This window comes from Streptomyces sp. M92 (assembly GCF_028473745.1).
In the GTDB taxonomy this organism is placed as follows: Bacteria; Actinomycetota; Actinomycetes; order Streptomycetales; family Streptomycetaceae; genus Streptomyces.
Map to the genome: position 1 here is coordinate 7,431,667 of NZ_CP101137.1, position 14,486 is coordinate 7,446,152.

Annotated in this window: 14 protein-coding genes; 4 read left to right on the plus strand and 10 right to left on the minus strand. The window is 72.7% G+C overall.

Going from position 1 to position 14,486, the window contains the following annotated elements:
* Nucleotides 1-17: 17 nt before the first annotated feature.
* Together M6G08_RS34260 and rsmI are read right to left on the minus strand one after the other, a co-directional pair.
* On the minus strand, nt 18-473 hold the full coding sequence (locus tag M6G08_RS34260) for a hypothetical protein (protein ID WP_272591016.1): 456 nt from the start codon (nt 471-473) through the stop codon (nt 18-20).
* A gap of 150 nt (nt 474-623) precedes the next feature.
* Nucleotides 624-1,472 (minus strand): 16S rRNA (cytidine(1402)-2'-O)-methyltransferase, encoded by an 849-nt coding sequence (gene rsmI / locus M6G08_RS34265; protein WP_272591017.1) that lies wholly within the window; start codon nt 1,470-1,472, stop codon nt 624-626.
* Nucleotides 1,473-1,554: 82 nt separating this feature from the next.
* On the opposite strand from rsmI, the gene M6G08_RS34270 reads away from it, so the two are divergent.
* Complete coding sequence (locus tag M6G08_RS34270; protein ID WP_272591018.1) at nt 1,555-3,300, plus strand: dolichyl-phosphate-mannose--protein mannosyltransferase; 1,746 nt, start codon at nt 1,555-1,557, stop codon at nt 3,298-3,300.
* Between the two features lie 33 nt (nt 3,301-3,333).
* Here the strand turns inward: M6G08_RS34270 and M6G08_RS34275 are convergent, their stop codons facing one another.
* Together M6G08_RS34275 and M6G08_RS34280 are read right to left on the minus strand one after the other, a co-directional pair.
* Nucleotides 3,334-3,714: a PIN domain-containing protein gene (locus M6G08_RS34275; RefSeq protein ID WP_336299023.1), complete on the minus strand. Its 381-nt coding sequence runs from the start codon at nt 3,712-3,714 to the stop codon at nt 3,334-3,336.
* Nucleotides 3,711-3,965, minus strand: a complete 255-nt coding sequence (locus M6G08_RS34280; protein WP_272591019.1) for a hypothetical protein — start codon at nt 3,963-3,965, stop codon at nt 3,711-3,713. Before M6G08_RS34280 ends, M6G08_RS34275 begins: the two co-directional genes overlap by 4 nt.
* A 250-nt stretch (nt 3,966-4,215) precedes the next feature.
* Between M6G08_RS34280 and M6G08_RS34285 the strand changes: the two genes are divergently transcribed.
* Both M6G08_RS34285 and M6G08_RS34290 read left to right on the plus strand, forming a co-directional pair.
* Complete coding sequence (locus M6G08_RS34285; RefSeq protein ID WP_272591020.1) at nt 4,216-5,847, plus strand: penicillin-binding transpeptidase domain-containing protein; 1,632 nt, start codon at nt 4,216-4,218, stop codon at nt 5,845-5,847.
* A gap of 170 nt (nt 5,848-6,017) precedes the next feature.
* Nucleotides 6,018-7,640, plus strand: a complete 1,623-nt coding sequence (locus M6G08_RS34290; protein WP_443048995.1) for a penicillin-binding transpeptidase domain-containing protein — start codon at nt 6,018-6,020, stop codon at nt 7,638-7,640.
* Between the two features lie 32 nt (nt 7,641-7,672).
* On the opposite strand, the gene M6G08_RS34295 is transcribed toward M6G08_RS34290, so the two are convergent.
* Nucleotides 7,673-8,050, minus strand: a complete 378-nt coding sequence (locus M6G08_RS34295; RefSeq protein ID WP_272591022.1) for an SsgA family sporulation/cell division regulator — start codon at nt 8,048-8,050, stop codon at nt 7,673-7,675.
* Nucleotides 8,051-8,284: 234 nt separating this feature from the next.
* Here M6G08_RS34295 and M6G08_RS34300 point away from each other — a divergent pair, with 234 nt between their 5' ends.
* Nucleotides 8,285-9,478: a serine hydrolase domain-containing protein gene (locus M6G08_RS34300; RefSeq protein ID WP_272591511.1), complete on the plus strand. Its 1,194-nt coding sequence runs from the start codon at nt 8,285-8,287 to the stop codon at nt 9,476-9,478.
* Between the two features lie 33 nt (nt 9,479-9,511).
* Here the strand turns inward: M6G08_RS34300 and M6G08_RS34305 are convergent, their stop codons facing one another.
* The 5 genes from M6G08_RS34305 to M6G08_RS34325 all read right to left on the minus strand — a co-directional run bounded on the left by M6G08_RS34305 (nt 9,512) and on the right by M6G08_RS34325 (nt 14,379).
* Complete coding sequence (locus tag M6G08_RS34305) at nt 9,512-9,787, minus strand: DUF1876 domain-containing protein (protein WP_073729796.1); 276 nt, start codon at nt 9,785-9,787, stop codon at nt 9,512-9,514.
* 92 nt (nt 9,788-9,879) lie between these two features.
* A complete protein-coding gene (locus tag M6G08_RS34310) occupies nt 9,880-10,725 on the minus strand; it encodes an EamA family transporter (protein WP_272591023.1) in 846 nt (281 codons plus the stop codon).
* The gene (locus M6G08_RS34315; protein WP_272591024.1) at nt 10,722-11,234 is read right to left on the minus strand and encodes a YbaK/EbsC family protein; all 513 of its coding nucleotides are present in this window, start codon (nt 11,232-11,234) and stop codon (nt 10,722-10,724) included. The genes M6G08_RS34310 and M6G08_RS34315 overlap by 4 nt, the downstream gene beginning before the upstream one ends.
* A 185-nt stretch (nt 11,235-11,419) precedes the next feature.
* Nucleotides 11,420-13,654 carry an MMPL family transporter gene (locus M6G08_RS34320; RefSeq protein WP_272591025.1) on the minus strand — a complete coding sequence of 745 codons (2,235 nt, stop codon included), beginning with the start codon at nt 13,652-13,654 and terminating at the stop codon, nt 11,420-11,422.
* A gap of 122 nt (nt 13,655-13,776) precedes the next feature.
* Nucleotides 13,777-14,379: a TetR/AcrR family transcriptional regulator gene (locus M6G08_RS34325; RefSeq protein ID WP_272591512.1), complete on the minus strand. Its 603-nt coding sequence runs from the start codon at nt 14,377-14,379 to the stop codon at nt 13,777-13,779.
* Nucleotides 14,380-14,486: the final 107 nt, after the last annotated feature.

Below are 14,486 nucleotides of genomic sequence, written 5' to 3' on the forward strand. Positions count from 1 at the left end.
GCCGGGTCCCGGTGGGGTCAGCTCCCCTTGCGGTGGAGGTGCAGGGAGTGCAGGAGGCCGCTCAGGTGCCGGTTCCCGCGTCCGGCGGTCAGGCCCGGCGCGCCCGGCCCCGGCGCCTCGGGCGCCACCCGGCCGGCCGGTACCTGCGGCACCTCCAGCGGACCGGCGGGCGGCACCCGGTGGGATCCGTGGGAGGCGCCGCGTACGGAGGCGACCCGCCCCGGCCGCATGATCCGCACGACGTGGTTGTCGCAGTTGGCGCAGGTCGGCCGGGTCAGCGGGGAGGGCACGACGCGGCCGTCGGCGACATAGCGGACGAATTCGTTGCCGTCGGCGTCCCTGTGGTGCTCGATATCGAACGACTGCTCCCAGCCGTGCCCGCAGCGCATGCAGGCGAACGAGTAGGACTCGTGGACGACGGCAGTGGCTCCTGAGGCCGTTCCGGTCCGTGCCGCGCTCTCACTCGTGCTCATCCCGGCTCCTTCGGTCAAGTCGCCTTTCCTGCCCCCAGTGGACTCCTCCACCAGCCGGAAAGCACCAGGCAGTGCCGAGTGTTTGAGCCGATTTGAGCGGTCCTTGACGGAAGGGCCCGCAAGGTCAGGGCCGGGTCAAGCGCGGCCGGATCACGCCCCCGCGTTCTTCGCCGCCACCACCGCGTCGAACACCTCGCGCTTGGGCAGGCCAGCCTGTGCGGCGACCGCCGCGATGGCCTCCTTGCGCCGCTCCCCCGCCTCCTCGCGCACCCGCACCCTGCGCACCAGTTCCGCCGCGCCGACCTCCTCGGGCCCCTGCTCCGGGGCCCCCTCGACGACGACGGTGATCTCACCGCGCACCCCTTCGGCGGCCCACGCGGCCAGCTCCCCCAGCCCGCCGCGCCTGACCTCCTCGTACGTCTTGGTCAGCTCCCGGCAGACGGCGGCCCGCCGCCCGGAACCGAACGCCTCGGCCATGTCGGCGAGAGTGTCGTCGAGGCGGTGCGGGGCCTCGAAGTACACGAGGGTGCGGCGCTCCGCGGCCGCCTCGCGCAGCCGCGCGCGCCGCTCGCCGGCCTTGCGGGGCAGGAACCCCTCGAAGCAGAACCGGTCGACGGGCAGCCCGGACAGGGCGAGCGCGGTGAGCACGGCGGACGGCCCGGGTACGGCGGTGACCCGGACGTCCCGCTCGACGGCGGCGGCGACCAGCCGGTAGCCGGGGTCGGAGACGGACGGCATCCCCGCGTCGGTCACCAGCAGCACGCGCGCGCCGCCCGCCAGCTCGTCGACCAGCTCGGGGGTGCGGGCGGACTCGTTGCCCTCGAAGTACGACACGACACGCCCGCGCGGGGTGACACCGAGCGCCTGGGTGAGCCGGCGCAGCCGCCGGGTGTCCTCGGCGGCGACGACGTCGGCCTCGGCCAGTTCCTCGGCGAGCCGGGGCGGCGCGTCGCGCACGTCGCCGATGGGGGTGCCCGCGAGTACAAGGGTTCCAGTCACCTCCCCATCCTCCCAGCAACGCGTCGGGACCGGTCCGGGGCATGCGCGGGACGTGCACAGCGCGGTTCCCTACGATGGCGCGGTGACCAGTACCGCGTCCTCCACGGACACCCGGCAGGACCAGGCCCCGCACGAGCAGCGGCCGGCCTGGCAGCAGCGGCTGCGCCGCTTCGGCTACCCGGCACCGCCCGCGGCCGACGACGTCCGCGACCGGCTGGTGCCGCCGTACACGCGTCCGGGGCCGCGGCTGTGGGTCTTCCTCAACCTGTCGAAGTCGCGCGCCGAGCGGCTCGTGCGCTGGTCGGCGTGGGGCGGGCCGCTGCTGGTGGCGCTGTTCGCGGGGGTGCTGCGGTTCTGGAACCTGGGCAGCCCGAAGGCGGTGATATTCGACGAGACGTACTACGCCAAGGACGCGTGGGCGCTGATCCACCGCGGTTTCGAGGTCAACTGGGACAAGAACGCCAACGACCTGATCCTGAACTCCGGCGGCGACGTCCCGATCCCGGCCGACGCGTCCTACGTGGTGCACCCGCCGGTCGGCAAGTACGTCATCGGACTCGGCGAGCTGCTGTTCGGCTTCGACCCGTTCGGCTGGCGCTTCATGACGGCACTGCTCGGCACCCTCTCGGTGCTGCTGCTGTGCCGGATCGGCCGGCGCCTGTTCCGCTCGACCTTCCTGGGGTGCCTGGCGGGCGCGCTGATGGCGGTGGACGGGCTGCACTTCGTGATGAGCCGCACCGCGCTGCTGGACAGCGTGCTGATGTTCTTCGTGCTGGCGGCCTTCGGCTGCCTGGTCGCCGACCGGGACTGGGCCCGGGGCAGACTCGCCGCCGCGCTGCCCGTGGACGCCGACGGCCGGGTCCGCCCGGACGCGCACCTGGCGGAGACGTTCCGCTTCGGGTGGCGGCCGTGGCGGCTGGCGGCGGGGCTGATGCTGGGCCTGGCGGCGGCCACCAAGTGGAACGGCCTGTACATCATGGCGGCGTTCTGCGTGATGGCCGTGCTGTGGGACGTCGGCACCCGCCGGGTCGCGGGCGCCCACCGGCCGCACCTGGCGGTCCTCAGGTACGACCTGGGCTGGGCGTTCCTGTCGACGGTCCCGGTGGCGCTCGGCACCTACCTGCTGTCCTGGCTGGGCTGGATCCTCTCCCCCTCGGACGGCACCGGCGGCTACTACCGCGACTGGGCGGCGACCGACGGCGGGAACAGCTCCTGGTCGTGGCTCTTCCCGGACTGGTGGCGCAGCCTGTGGCACTACGAGACGCAGGTGCTGGAGTTCCACACCCACCTGACGTCGCCGCACACGTACCAGTCCAATCCGTGGAGCTGGATCGTGATGGGCCGCCCCGTCTCCTACTTCTACGAGTCGCCCTCGCCCGGCTCGGACGGCTGCCCGGCCGACGCGGGCGAGAAGTGCGCCCGCGAGGTGCTGGCGCTGGGCACGCCGCTGCTGTGGTGGGTGGGCTGCTTCGCGCTGCTGTACGTGCTGTGGCGCTGGGTCTTCCGCCGGGACTGGCGGGCGGGCGCCATCGCCTGCGGCCTCGCGGCCGGCTATCTGCCGTGGTTCCTGTACCAGGAGCGCACGATCTTCGTCTTCTACGCGGTCGTCTTCGTCCCCTTCCTGTGCCTGGCGGTGGCGATGCTGCTGGGGGCGGTCATCGGCCGGCCGGGCTGCGGCGACGCCCGGCGGGTCGCGGGGGCGACGGGCGCGGGCGTGCTGGTGCTGCTGATCGCCTGGAACTTCATCTACTTCTGGCCCATCTACACGGGCACGGCGATCCCGATGGAGGACTGGCGGGCGCGGATGTGGCTGGACACGTGGGTCTAGCCGGGCGGATTCCGCTTTGTGCGCCCCCGCCGGTCACTCGTCGGCCGCCAGGGAGAGCACCCGCACCGGGCGCCCTTTCCAATCCGCGGGGTCGACGGTCGCCACGACGGCGCCGTGCGGGCGTTCCGCCGTCGGCCGGGCGAGGTGCTGCGTGTGAGGGAGCCCCCACCCGTCCTCACCGGACAGGCTCAGCGCGGCGCTCAGGTCCAGGGGGACGATGTCCACCGCCGGAAGCTGTGCGACGTGCTCGGACAGCCCCGGATATGTCCGGTCCGCCTCCACCAGCGCGCACGCCGCCGCGTACAAGTGGGTCCCGGGGCTGCTGGTGGCCTGGTAGACCAAGCGGGACACCAACGGATTGCCTCGCAGGGAGACCAGCGCGCCGGTGTCCAGCACGATGTGCAGTTCGTTCACGCCGCCGTGGCCTCCGCGATACGGCGAGCGAGGACCGCGTCCGCCTCGGCATCGGTGACGGCAGGGTCGTAGCCCGTCCACTTCTGGAGGATCTGCCGTGTACGTTCGGCTTCCTCGGCCCGCTCTGCCGGGGTCTTGACCGTCGCCGCGAGCCGGTCGAGCCAGGCACGCAGGCTCATCCCCTCGGCTTCGGCGACGGAGGCGAGCCGGTCGCGGGTCTCGGACCGGGCTCGGATAGTGGCGTCTGGCATGATCGGCCGCTCCCTGCGCGTAGGGCTGTGTAGGAGATTCCGTACTCTACTCGAGCGTGTACGCCTACGTACACGTACACATCACGGCCAGGGACGGCCCGGGTCTCCTTTGGGCCACCAAACGGAAACATCCGTACCGCTGGTCACGCCCGGCGCATAGAGTGCCACTCACAACTACTTCTGAACGCGTTCAAGAAAGCGTCCGGAAGGACTGACGGGGATTCAGGGGATTCCGGGGAGGGGACTGCCGATGGGCAGGGGGGTGAAGGTCGCCGTCATAGGCGGCGTGTTCGCCGTGATGGTGGGCGGGGCCGGGTACGGCGCCTACAACATCGTGTCGGCGCTGGACGGCGGGGGCGGCTCGGGGAGCGCCGGTACCGCGAAGAAGAGCGGGCCGCCCGACGGTGACGAGGTCGGGGAGACGACCGAGAAGTTCTTCACGGCCTGGGAGAAGGGCGACGCGACCACGGCGGCGTCGTACACGAACAACGCCTCGGTCGCCGGGACGCTGCTCACGGCGTACGGCGAGGCGGCGCACATCACCGACGTGGAGATCACGCCCGGCACGGCGACCGGCACGAGCGTGCCGTTCACGGTCAAGGCGAAGGTGTCGTACGAGGGCACGACCAAGCCGCTGACGTACAAGAGCGAGCTGACCGTGGTGCGCGGGGAGACCACCGGGCGGGCGCTGGTGGACTGGAAGCCGTCGGTCGTCCATCCAGCGCTGAAGGACGGCGACACCCTGGTCACGGCGGAGTCGGAGACCCCGCAGATCCAGGCGGTCGGCCGCAACGGGACCGTGCTGACGAAGGAGAAGTACCCCTCGCTCGGTCCGGTGCTGGCCACCCTCCGGGAGAAGTACGGCGCCAAGGCGGGCGGCACCCCCGGCGTCGAGCTGGTGGTGCGGCACACGGCCGCCGACGCCCCCGACACTCCGCTGCTGACCCTCGCCGAGGGTGAGCCCGGCAAGCTGGAGACGACGCTCAGCGCGAGCGTCCAGGCGGCGGCCGAGAAGGCCGTGAAGCGGTTCGGCGAGTCGTCCGTGGTCGCGGTCAAGCCGAGCACCGGCGAAGTGCTGGCCGTGGCCAACAACCGGGCGGACGGCTTCAACGCGGCGTTCCAGGGGCGGGTCGCCCCCGGCTCCACCATGAAGATCATCACCGCGGCCATGCTCATCGACAACGGCGTGACCTCGATGAACGGCCCGGCGCCCTGCACGGACACGGCGCTGTGGCGGGGCCAGACCTTCAAGAACCTCACCGGCCTGGAGCCCAACGAGGGCGCCAGCCTCGCCAACACCTTCATGCGCTCCTGCAACACGGGTTTCATCAAGCTCATCGACGAGAAGCCGCTCACGGTCGCCTCGCTGACGATGGAGGCCGAGGAGCGTTTCGGGCTGGGCCGGGACGACTGGCAGACCGGCATCGTCTCCTTCGACGGCAGCGTCCCCGCCGTGAGCGGCCCGGACCGCGCCGCCAACGCCATCGGCCAGGGCAAGGTCCAGATGAACCCCCTGAACATGGCGTCGGTGACGGCGACCGCCATCACCGGCGAGTTCCGCCAGCCCTACCTGGTCTCCCCCGACCTGGACGGGCGGCAGCTGGCCACCGCCAAGGGCCTGCCGCAGAGTACCGCCGACCAGCTCAGGCAGATGATGCGGCTCACCGCCACCCAGGGCACCGGCGCCGCGGCCATGTCCGGGCTCGGCGGCGACATCGGCGCCAAGACGGGGTCGGCGGAGGTCGACGGGCAGACCACGTCCGACAGCTGGTTCACCGGCTTCCGCGACGACCTCGCGGCGGCGGCCATGGCCGAGGGCGCGGGCCACGGCGGTGACGCGGCCGGCCCGATCGTCGCGGACGTGCTGCGCGCCGGTGGCTGAGCCCGGCCGACCGGTAGGACCCGCCCGGACGCCCTAGGGTGGTCGCCGTCGGGGTGGGCGCGCGGCAGCGCGACACCGGCGGCGGGGACCACCGCCAGGGCAGCGCGAGGGAACGGGACGCAGTGGGCAGCAGAAGGACCGCCACCGGGCGGCGCAGTACGAGACCCGCCGTGATCGGCAGCGTCGCCGCCGTGGTCGTGGCCGGCGCCGGATTCGGCGCCTACGCGATGTACGGCGGCGCCGGTGGAGCGGACGGCGGCCGGACCGCTGCCGCGGCGGCCGGGGAGAAGGTGAGGTCCGGACCGCTGACGGCGGCCGAGGTCACCTCCACGGCCCAGCGGTTCCTGACCGCCTGGCAGCGCGGCGACGTCGCCGGGGCGGCCGCCGCCACCGACGACGCCGAGGCCGCGAAGGCCCTGCTCACCGGCTACACCAAGGACGCCCGCGTCAAGGACGTCACCCTCACCCCTGGCACCCCGGCCGGGGACGAGGTCCCGTTCTCCGTGAAGGCCACCGTCGCCCACGGGGAGACGAGCAAGCCGCTGGCGTACGACAGCGCGCTGACCGTCGTGCGCGGTCCCGGCGACGGCGAGCCCCTGGTCGACTGGCAGGCCGCCGTCGTCCACCCGGAGCTGAGGGACGGCGACAAGCTGGTCACCGGGGAGGCCGGGGACCCGCCGGTCGAGGCGCTGGACCGGGACGGCGGGAAGCTCACCGCCGCGCAGTACCCCTCCCTCGGCACCGTCCTGGACGGCCTGCGCGAGAAGTACGGCGAGAAGGCCGGCGGCACCCCGGGCATCGAGCTGCGCGTGGTCCGCGGCAAGGAGTCCAAGGCGGCGAAGGCCTCCGACAAGACCCTGCTGGAGCTGAGCGAGGGCACGCCCGGCACCCTGAAGACCACCCTGGACCCGGCGCTGCAGGCCGCCGCCGAACAGCAGGTGTCCGGCAAGGCGCGGGCCTCCGTGGTGCTGATGCGCGCCTCCACGGGCGAGATCCTCGCCGTCGCCAACGGCGGGCACGGCTTCAACACCGCCTTCCAGGGCTCGCTGGCGCCCGGCTCCACGATGAAGGTCGTCACCGCCTCGATGCTGATCGAGAAGAACCTGGCGTCGATGGACCAGAAGCACCCGTGCCCGAAGTACTTCACCTACGGCGGCTGGAAGTTCCAGAACGACGACGAGTTCGAGATCAAGGACGGCACCTTCAAGGCGAGCTTCGCCCGCTCCTGCAACACCGCCTTCATCAGCCAGGCCCCCGAGCTGGAGAACGACGACCTGACCAAGCAGGCGAAGGAGGTGTTCGGCCTGTCCATGAACAACTGGGCCGTCGGCGTGCCCACCTTCGACGGCTCGGTGCCGGTGCAGAGCGCCGCCCCGATGGCCGCCTCCCTCATCGGCCAGGGCGGGGTGCGGATGAACCCGCTGAACATGGCGTCCGTGGCGGCGACCGTGAAGTCCGGCTCCTTCCACCAGCCGTACCTGGTCTCCCCGTCGGTCGACGGGCGGAAGCTCGCCACCGCCTCCCGCACGATGTCGGCCTCCACGCTGGCGCAGCTGCGCGAGATGATGTCCTACACGGCGGCCGCCGGTACCGCGGCGGAGCCGATGGCCGGGGTGGGCGGTGACGCCGGGGCGAAGACCGGCTCGGCGGAGGTCGACAACCAGGAGAAGCCCAACGGCTGGTTCACCGCGTACAAGGGCGACCTGGCCGCGGCGGGTGTGGTCCAGCAGGGCGGCCACGGCAGCGAGAGCGCGGGACCGATCGTCGCGGCGCTGCTGAAGAACGCGGGCTGACCGGCCCGGAGGCGAGGCGCGCGGCCGGTGGCTCAGTGGGCCACCGGCTGCGCCACCGCCGTGTACGTGCGGCGCAGGAACCGCATGACGGCCTTGGTCTCGAACTGGACCACCGAGCAGCCCTGCGGTGAGTGGAACTCGACCACGGCCTGCACCCGCCCGCACGGCCACACCCGCACGTCGCCGGTGCCGGCGGGCGCACGCAGGCCCTGCTCCAGCAGGGCGCGGGGGAAGGTCCATTCGCGGGAGGCGGGAGCGCGCCCCCGGGCGGGCAGGGCCACGCACACCGACCGCGGGTCGTGGTCGGGGTCGTAGCGCAGTACGACGGGTATCGCTCCGCCGTCGTCCCAGTCGGGGAGGTCCGCGTCGGTCAGGATGTGGGCTCGTGCGTGCTGTTCGACCACCGGCATCGGATCGCCCCTTGCGCTCTGTGATCTGTGACCTGTGACCTGTGCGGAAGCTGTGCGTCCCACCCCTCTCCAATGTCCCACATTTCCCGCCTCACGCCCTTCGGGCCGAACATCACATGTGAGATCAGCCTTCCCCCGATCCACGCGGCGCTACCGGAATCGCAGGCACCCGGCGACGGTTGCACCCACTGTCGCAGGCGATCCGAAGGGACGGGTGGAGAAGTGAGCGCGGACGTGGACGTGCGGGGCACGGTGGCCGAGGGGTTCGAGCCGGTCAGGGACGCGTTCGCACGGAACTTCGGCGCGCTCGGGGACCGGGGCGCCGCGGTCGCCGTCTACCGGGACGGGCGCAAGGTCGTCGACCTGTGGGGCGGCACGCGGGACGTCGACGGCACCGAGCCGTGGCGCCGGGGCACCGCGCAGGTGGTGCGCTCGGCGACGAAGGGTGTCGCCGCCGCCGTACCGCTGCTGCTGCACCAGCGCGGGCAGCTGGACCTGGACGCGCCGGTGGCCGAGTACTGGCCCGAGTTCAAGGCGCACGGCAAGGAGCGGGTGCTGGTCCGGCACGTCCTGAACCACCGGGCGGGCCTGCCCGTCCTCGATCGGCCGCTCACCCCGGCAAGGGCCCTGGACCCGCTGCGGGGGCCCGAGGCGGTCGCCGCGCAGGCGCCCGTCTGGGAGCCGGGCACCGACCACGGCTACCACGCGCTCACCTACGGCTGGCTCCTCGACGAGCTGGTGCGCAGGGTGACGGGCGGGCGCGGCACCGGTGAGTGGCTCGCGGACGAGGTCGCCGGCCCGTTGGACCTGGACCTGTGGATAGGGCTGCCGGCCGCCGAGGAGGCGGCGGGCCGGGCGGGCCGGGTCGGGCGCCTCGAAGAGGCCGAACCGTCGGGCGGCGGCGGCCCGCGCCTGCGTCCCAAGCGGGCCGTCACCGGGGCCTACGCGGACCCTGGCTCCCTCACCCGCCGCGCCTTCGCCGCCGTCACCCCGTTCCCCGACCAGAACGACCCCGCCTACCGTGCGGCGGCCCTCCCGGCGACCAACGGCATCGCGACGGCGGACGCGCTGGCCCGCTTCTACGCGGCGCTGATCGGCGAGGTCGACGGCGTGACCCGGCGGGCGCGGCTGTTCGACCCGGCGACGACGGAACTGGCCCGCGCCGAGGAGTCGTCCGGCCCCGACCGCGTCCTGGTCGTCGGCACCCGCTTCGGCCTCGGCTACATGCTGCACGGCAGCGCGTCGCCGTTCCTGTCCCCCGGCTCCTTCGGTCACCCGGGCCGCGGCGGGGCGCTCGGCTTCGCCGACCCGGAGACCGGCGTCGCCTTCGGCTACGTCACCAACGGCTTCCGCAAGACCGTGACGGCCGACCCGAGGGCACAGGCGCTGGTGCGGGCGGTGCGGACGTCGCTGGGCACGGACGGCTGACGGTCCCGTCCCGAGCCGTACGCGGCGTACGGGTCACACGTGGATCGGGTGGGACGTCCTGCCCGACGCGGCGTCGATCTCGTCGTGCGCCTTGGTGAGCAGCTGCATCGCCAGCTCGTTCAATGCGCGTGCGCCGGCGACCTCTTCGCCGACCCTCGGCTGCTGGGCGTCCACGCGGTGGCGGCTGGCGTGGCCGTGCGCGCGGACCTCGGTGCCGTCGGGGAGCCGCACCATCGCGACCGCCCGCGTGTGCTGGTCGTCCTCCATGAACTCCAGCTCGACATGCCATCCCACTGCGGTGTGCATCATGACGATCACCTCCGGAAGTCCTCTTTCCAGGGTGCTCCTCGCGGGCGCCGCACGCATCACCCCGGCCGCCCGGCCTCCGCGGCTCGCACCGTTCACCCCGTGCGCAGCATCAGCCCGATCCCGACGACGAGGAGGCCCGCCGCCGCGATCCGGGGCGCGCCGAACCGCTCCTTGAAGAAGAGGGCGCCGATCGCGGCGCCGACCAGGATGGAGGACTCGCGCAGGGCGGCGATCGGGGCGAGTTCCGCGCGGGTCTGCGCCCACAGGACCAGTGCGTACGCGGCGACGGACAGCGCCGCGCCGAGCAGCCCGAGCCGTACGTGCGGGCGCAGCAGCGGCCAGGCCCCGGCGCGGTGGCGGTACAGGAAGTACGCCGGGAGGACCGTGCCCTGCACGGCCATCAGCCAGGCGATGTAGCCGAGGGAGGACCCGGCGGCGCGTACGCCGAGCCCGTCGACGACCGTGTACACGGCGATGGTCGCGCCGGTCGCCAGGGCCGCGCCGATCGCCGCCCAGTCGGGCCGGCGCCCGCGCAGCCCCCACAGGGCGACGCCGGTCAGGCCCGCGCAGGAGACCACGATGCCGGCCGCGGCCCAGCCGTCGGGCACCTCGTGGGCGAAGGCGGCGGCCAGGACGGTCACCAGCAGCGGCGCGCTGCCGCGGGCGATCGGGTACGCCTGCCCGAAGTCGCCGAGCCGGAAGGACCGCATGAGCAGCGCGTAGTACGCGATGTGGATCGCGGCGGAGAGGAGCAGGTACGGCCACGCGCCGGCCTCCGGGAACGCCGTGAACGGCAGCAGCGCCAGCCCGATGAGCATGCCGCCGCCGGAGATCAGCGCGAAGCCGGTCAGCTTGTCGGTGATCCGGTGGGCGATGGCGTTCCAGGCGGCGTGCGTGACGGCGGCGAGCAGGACGGCGCCGGTGACCAGTGGCGTCACTCGGAGCGCTCGCGCACGTCCGCGAGGGTGGCGCCGGCGGTGGCGACGAGCTCCTTGGGTTCCATCGGGAAGACGGAGTACGGGGTGCCGGCGGCGGCCCAGACGACCTCGTGGGCGAGCAGGGAGCGGTCGGCGAGCACCCGGGTCCGTTCCCGGTGCCCGAAGGGCGGCACACCCCCGATGGCGTACCCGGTCGTCTCCCGTACGACGTCGGCCTTGGCCCGCGTGACCTTCTGGGCGCCGAGTGCCTCGCGGACCCGCTCCAGGTCGACGCGGGAGGCGCCGTCCATGAGCACCAGCACGGGCACCCCGTCGGCGGCGAAGATCAGCGACTTGCAGATCTGGCTCAGCTCGCAGCCGATCGCGGCGGCGGCCTCGGTGGCGGTGCGGGTGGCCTCCGGGAAGCGCCGGACCTCGGCGGTCAGGTCTCCGAGGCCGAGCGCGCGCAGGGCCTCGGCGAAGCGGGGGTGGACGGCGGAGGCGCCGGAGGTGTCGTCGGTGGTCGTCATGGCGGCACCGTAGCGGTACGTGTAGTCCGCATGCGAACGGGTTGCGGGGCGTGCGCGGCACCCGGGAAGGAGGAAGCCGGTGAGGGCAGCCCCGTCCCCACGGAGCCCTCACCGGCTGGTCTGTCGTCCTCCCGTCAGAGGAGTTCGGGGGTGTTCAGAGGTGTTCGGAGTTCAGAGGTGACGGGTCAGGTGGTGCGCACCAGTTCCCGGTCCTCGTCCTTGCCGTCGTCGCCGAGGGTGCGCAGGCCCTCGCCCTCGACGTCCACGTTGGGCAGTGCGCGGTCCAGCCACTTCGGCAGCCACCAGGCCTTCTTGCCGAGCAGGGCGAGGACGGCCGGGACGAGGGCCATGCGGACGACGAACGCGTCGAAGAAGACGGCGATCGCGAGGCCGAAGCCGATCATCTTGACCATCGACTCGCTGGAGCCGATGAAGCCGGCGAAGACCGCCATCATGATGACCGCCGCGGCCGTGACGACCCGGGCGCCGTGCTTGAAGCCGGTGACGACGGCCTCGCTGGGCTGCTCGCCGTGGACGTACGCCTCCCGCATGCGGGTGACCAGGAAGACCTCGTAGTCCATCGCGAGCCCGAAGACCACGCCGACCATGAAGATCGGCATCATCGACATGACCGGGCCGGTCTCCTCGACGCCCATCAGGCCGGACAGCCAGCCCCACTGGAAGACCGCGACGACCGCGCCCAGCGCCGCCATGACGGACAGCAGGAAGCCGAGGGCCGCCTTGAGCGGGACCAGGATCGAGCGGAAGACCACGATCAGCAGGAGGAAGGCCAGGCCGACGACCAGTATCAGGTAGGGCAGCAGCGCGTCGTTGAGCTTCTGGCTGACGTCGATGTTCATCGCCGTCGAGCCGGTGACCAGGGTCTCGGCGCCGGTGTCCGCCTCGATGCCGGCGCCCGCGTCGCGGATGGCGTGCACCAGGTTCTCGGTCGCGACGGAGGACGGCTTGGAGTCCGGGATCACGGTGATGGTCGCGGTGTCGCCGCCCTTGTTGGGCTGGGGCGGGGTCACCGCCACGACGTCCTTCAGGCCCTTGATCTCGTCGGAGACATCGGTGAACACCTGCTGCGGCGCGTCGCTGCCCTTGGCGTCGACGACGACCATCAGCGGACCGTTGAAGCCGGGGCCGAAGCCCTCCGAGAGCAGGTCGTAGGCGCGACGCTGGGTCGTGGACGTCGGCTGGGAGCCGTCGTCGGGCAGGCCCAGTTCCAGGGAGGCCGCGGGGACGGCCGCCGCGCCGAGGCCGACGACGCCCAGCAGGAGCACGGCCAGCGGACGGCGGACGACGAAGCGCGCCCAGCGGGTGCCGAGGTTGGCCTTGGGGCCCTCGCTCTTCTCCGTGGCCTGGTCGGCGCTCTCGCGGCCGCGGCCCAAAAGCTTGCCCTTCGCGCCGGCCGGCTTGACCCGGCGGCCGGCGTAGCCGAGCAGCGCGGGGACCATGGTCAGGGCGATCACGACCGCGATGGCGACGGTGCCGGCGGCCGCGATGCCCATCTTGGTGAGCATCGGGATGTTCACGACCGCGAGGCCGACCAGGGCGATGACGACGGTCAGGCCGGCGAAGACGACCGCCGAGCCCGCGGTGCCGACGGCCCGGCCGGCGGCCTCCTCGCGCTCGCGGCCCTCGGCGAGTTCCGCGCGGTAGCGGGAGACGATGAACAGGGCGTAGTCGATGCCGACCGCGAGGCCGATCATCATCGCCAGGATGGAGGTGGTGGAGCCCAGTTCGAGCGCGCTGGCCAGGGCGGTGATCGAGGAGACGCCGATGCCGACGCCGATCAGGGCGGTGAGCAGGGGCAGTCCGGCCGCGACCAGCGAGCCGAAGGTGATGACCAGGACGACGGCGGCGACCGCGATGCCGATGATCTCCGTGGCGCCGGTGTGCGGGACGGCCTGGAGCGCGTCACCGCCGACCTCCACGGTCAGCCCGGCGTCGCGCGCCTGCTCGGCGGCGTCCTCGAGGGCGTCCTTGGTGGACTCCTCCAGCTCCATGCCGGAGACGTCGTACTTCACCGAGGCGTAGGCGATCGTGCCGTCCTGGCTGACCGCGTTCCCCCGGTACGGGTCGGCGACCGAGGCGACCTCGGAGCCGTCGGCCAGGTCGGAGACGGTCTTCTCGACGGCCGCCTTGTTGTCGGGGTCCGTCATCTTCTCGCCGGCCGGTGCCTTGAAGACGACGCGTGCGGTCGCCCCGTCGGCGGCGGCGCCGGGGAAGCGCTCCTCCAGCAGGTCGAAGGCCTTCTGGGCCTCGGTGCCGGGGATGGAGAAGGAGGTGGTGCCGGCGGGCGGGGCACTGGCCGCGCCGACGCCGGCCAGCGTCAGCAGGGCCACCCATATCAGGGCGACGAAGTGCCGTCGGCGGAAGGCGAGCCGGCCGAGTTTGTAGAGGAACGTGGCCACGGGGGCGTACTCCCGGTCAGGTCGTGGGTCTTCAGGGCAGGGGGGATCAGCCCGACGACGTGAGCGGTGACGTCAGGTGGGGCTCAGGGTGGGATTCAGGTGGGGCTCGGTGGGGAATCGGGTCAGGCTGTGGTGCCGGCGCCGAGGGCGGGGAGGATCACGGCGTCGATGTACGAGGTGAGGAAGGCCCGGGTCGGCGGCTGGTCGTCGAGCAGCGTGCGGGTGGCGAACCCGCCGACCATCATGTGCACGAGGAAGTCCAGCGCCGGGCAGTCCGGTCTGATCTCGCCCCGGTCGACGGCGCGTTGCAGCACGCGCCGGAACTCCGCCATCTCCGGGTCGATGAGCTGGTCCCGGAAGGCCTGGCGCAGGTCCGGGTTCTGGTGCAGCGCCATGGCGACGCCGCGCATCAGCGCGGAGTTCTGCGCCATGGTGCAGTCGTCCTCGCGGGCCAGCAGGGCGTGCAGGTCGCCGCGGAGGGAGCCGGTGTCCACGTCACCGATCTCGCCGGGTTTGCTGTGCCGGATGGCCTTGACGACCAGCTCGGGCTTGCCGCCCCACTGGCGGTAGAGCGTCGCCTTGCTGGACCGGGTGCGGGCGGCCACGGCGTCCATGGTGAGGGCGTCGTAGCCGACTTCCCGGAGCAGGTCGAGCACGGCCTCGTACAGCTCGGCCTCGCGCTCGGGAGTGATCCGGCTGCGGCGCGCGGTGGCGGTCTCCGTCATCTCGCTCACTCCTCTCCTCCTCCGGTCGTCCTCCGGCCGCTCCGCTCGGGAACGACACCGTTTCGTACATGACCAATGTACCCCCACCCCTAGCGAAACGAAACGGT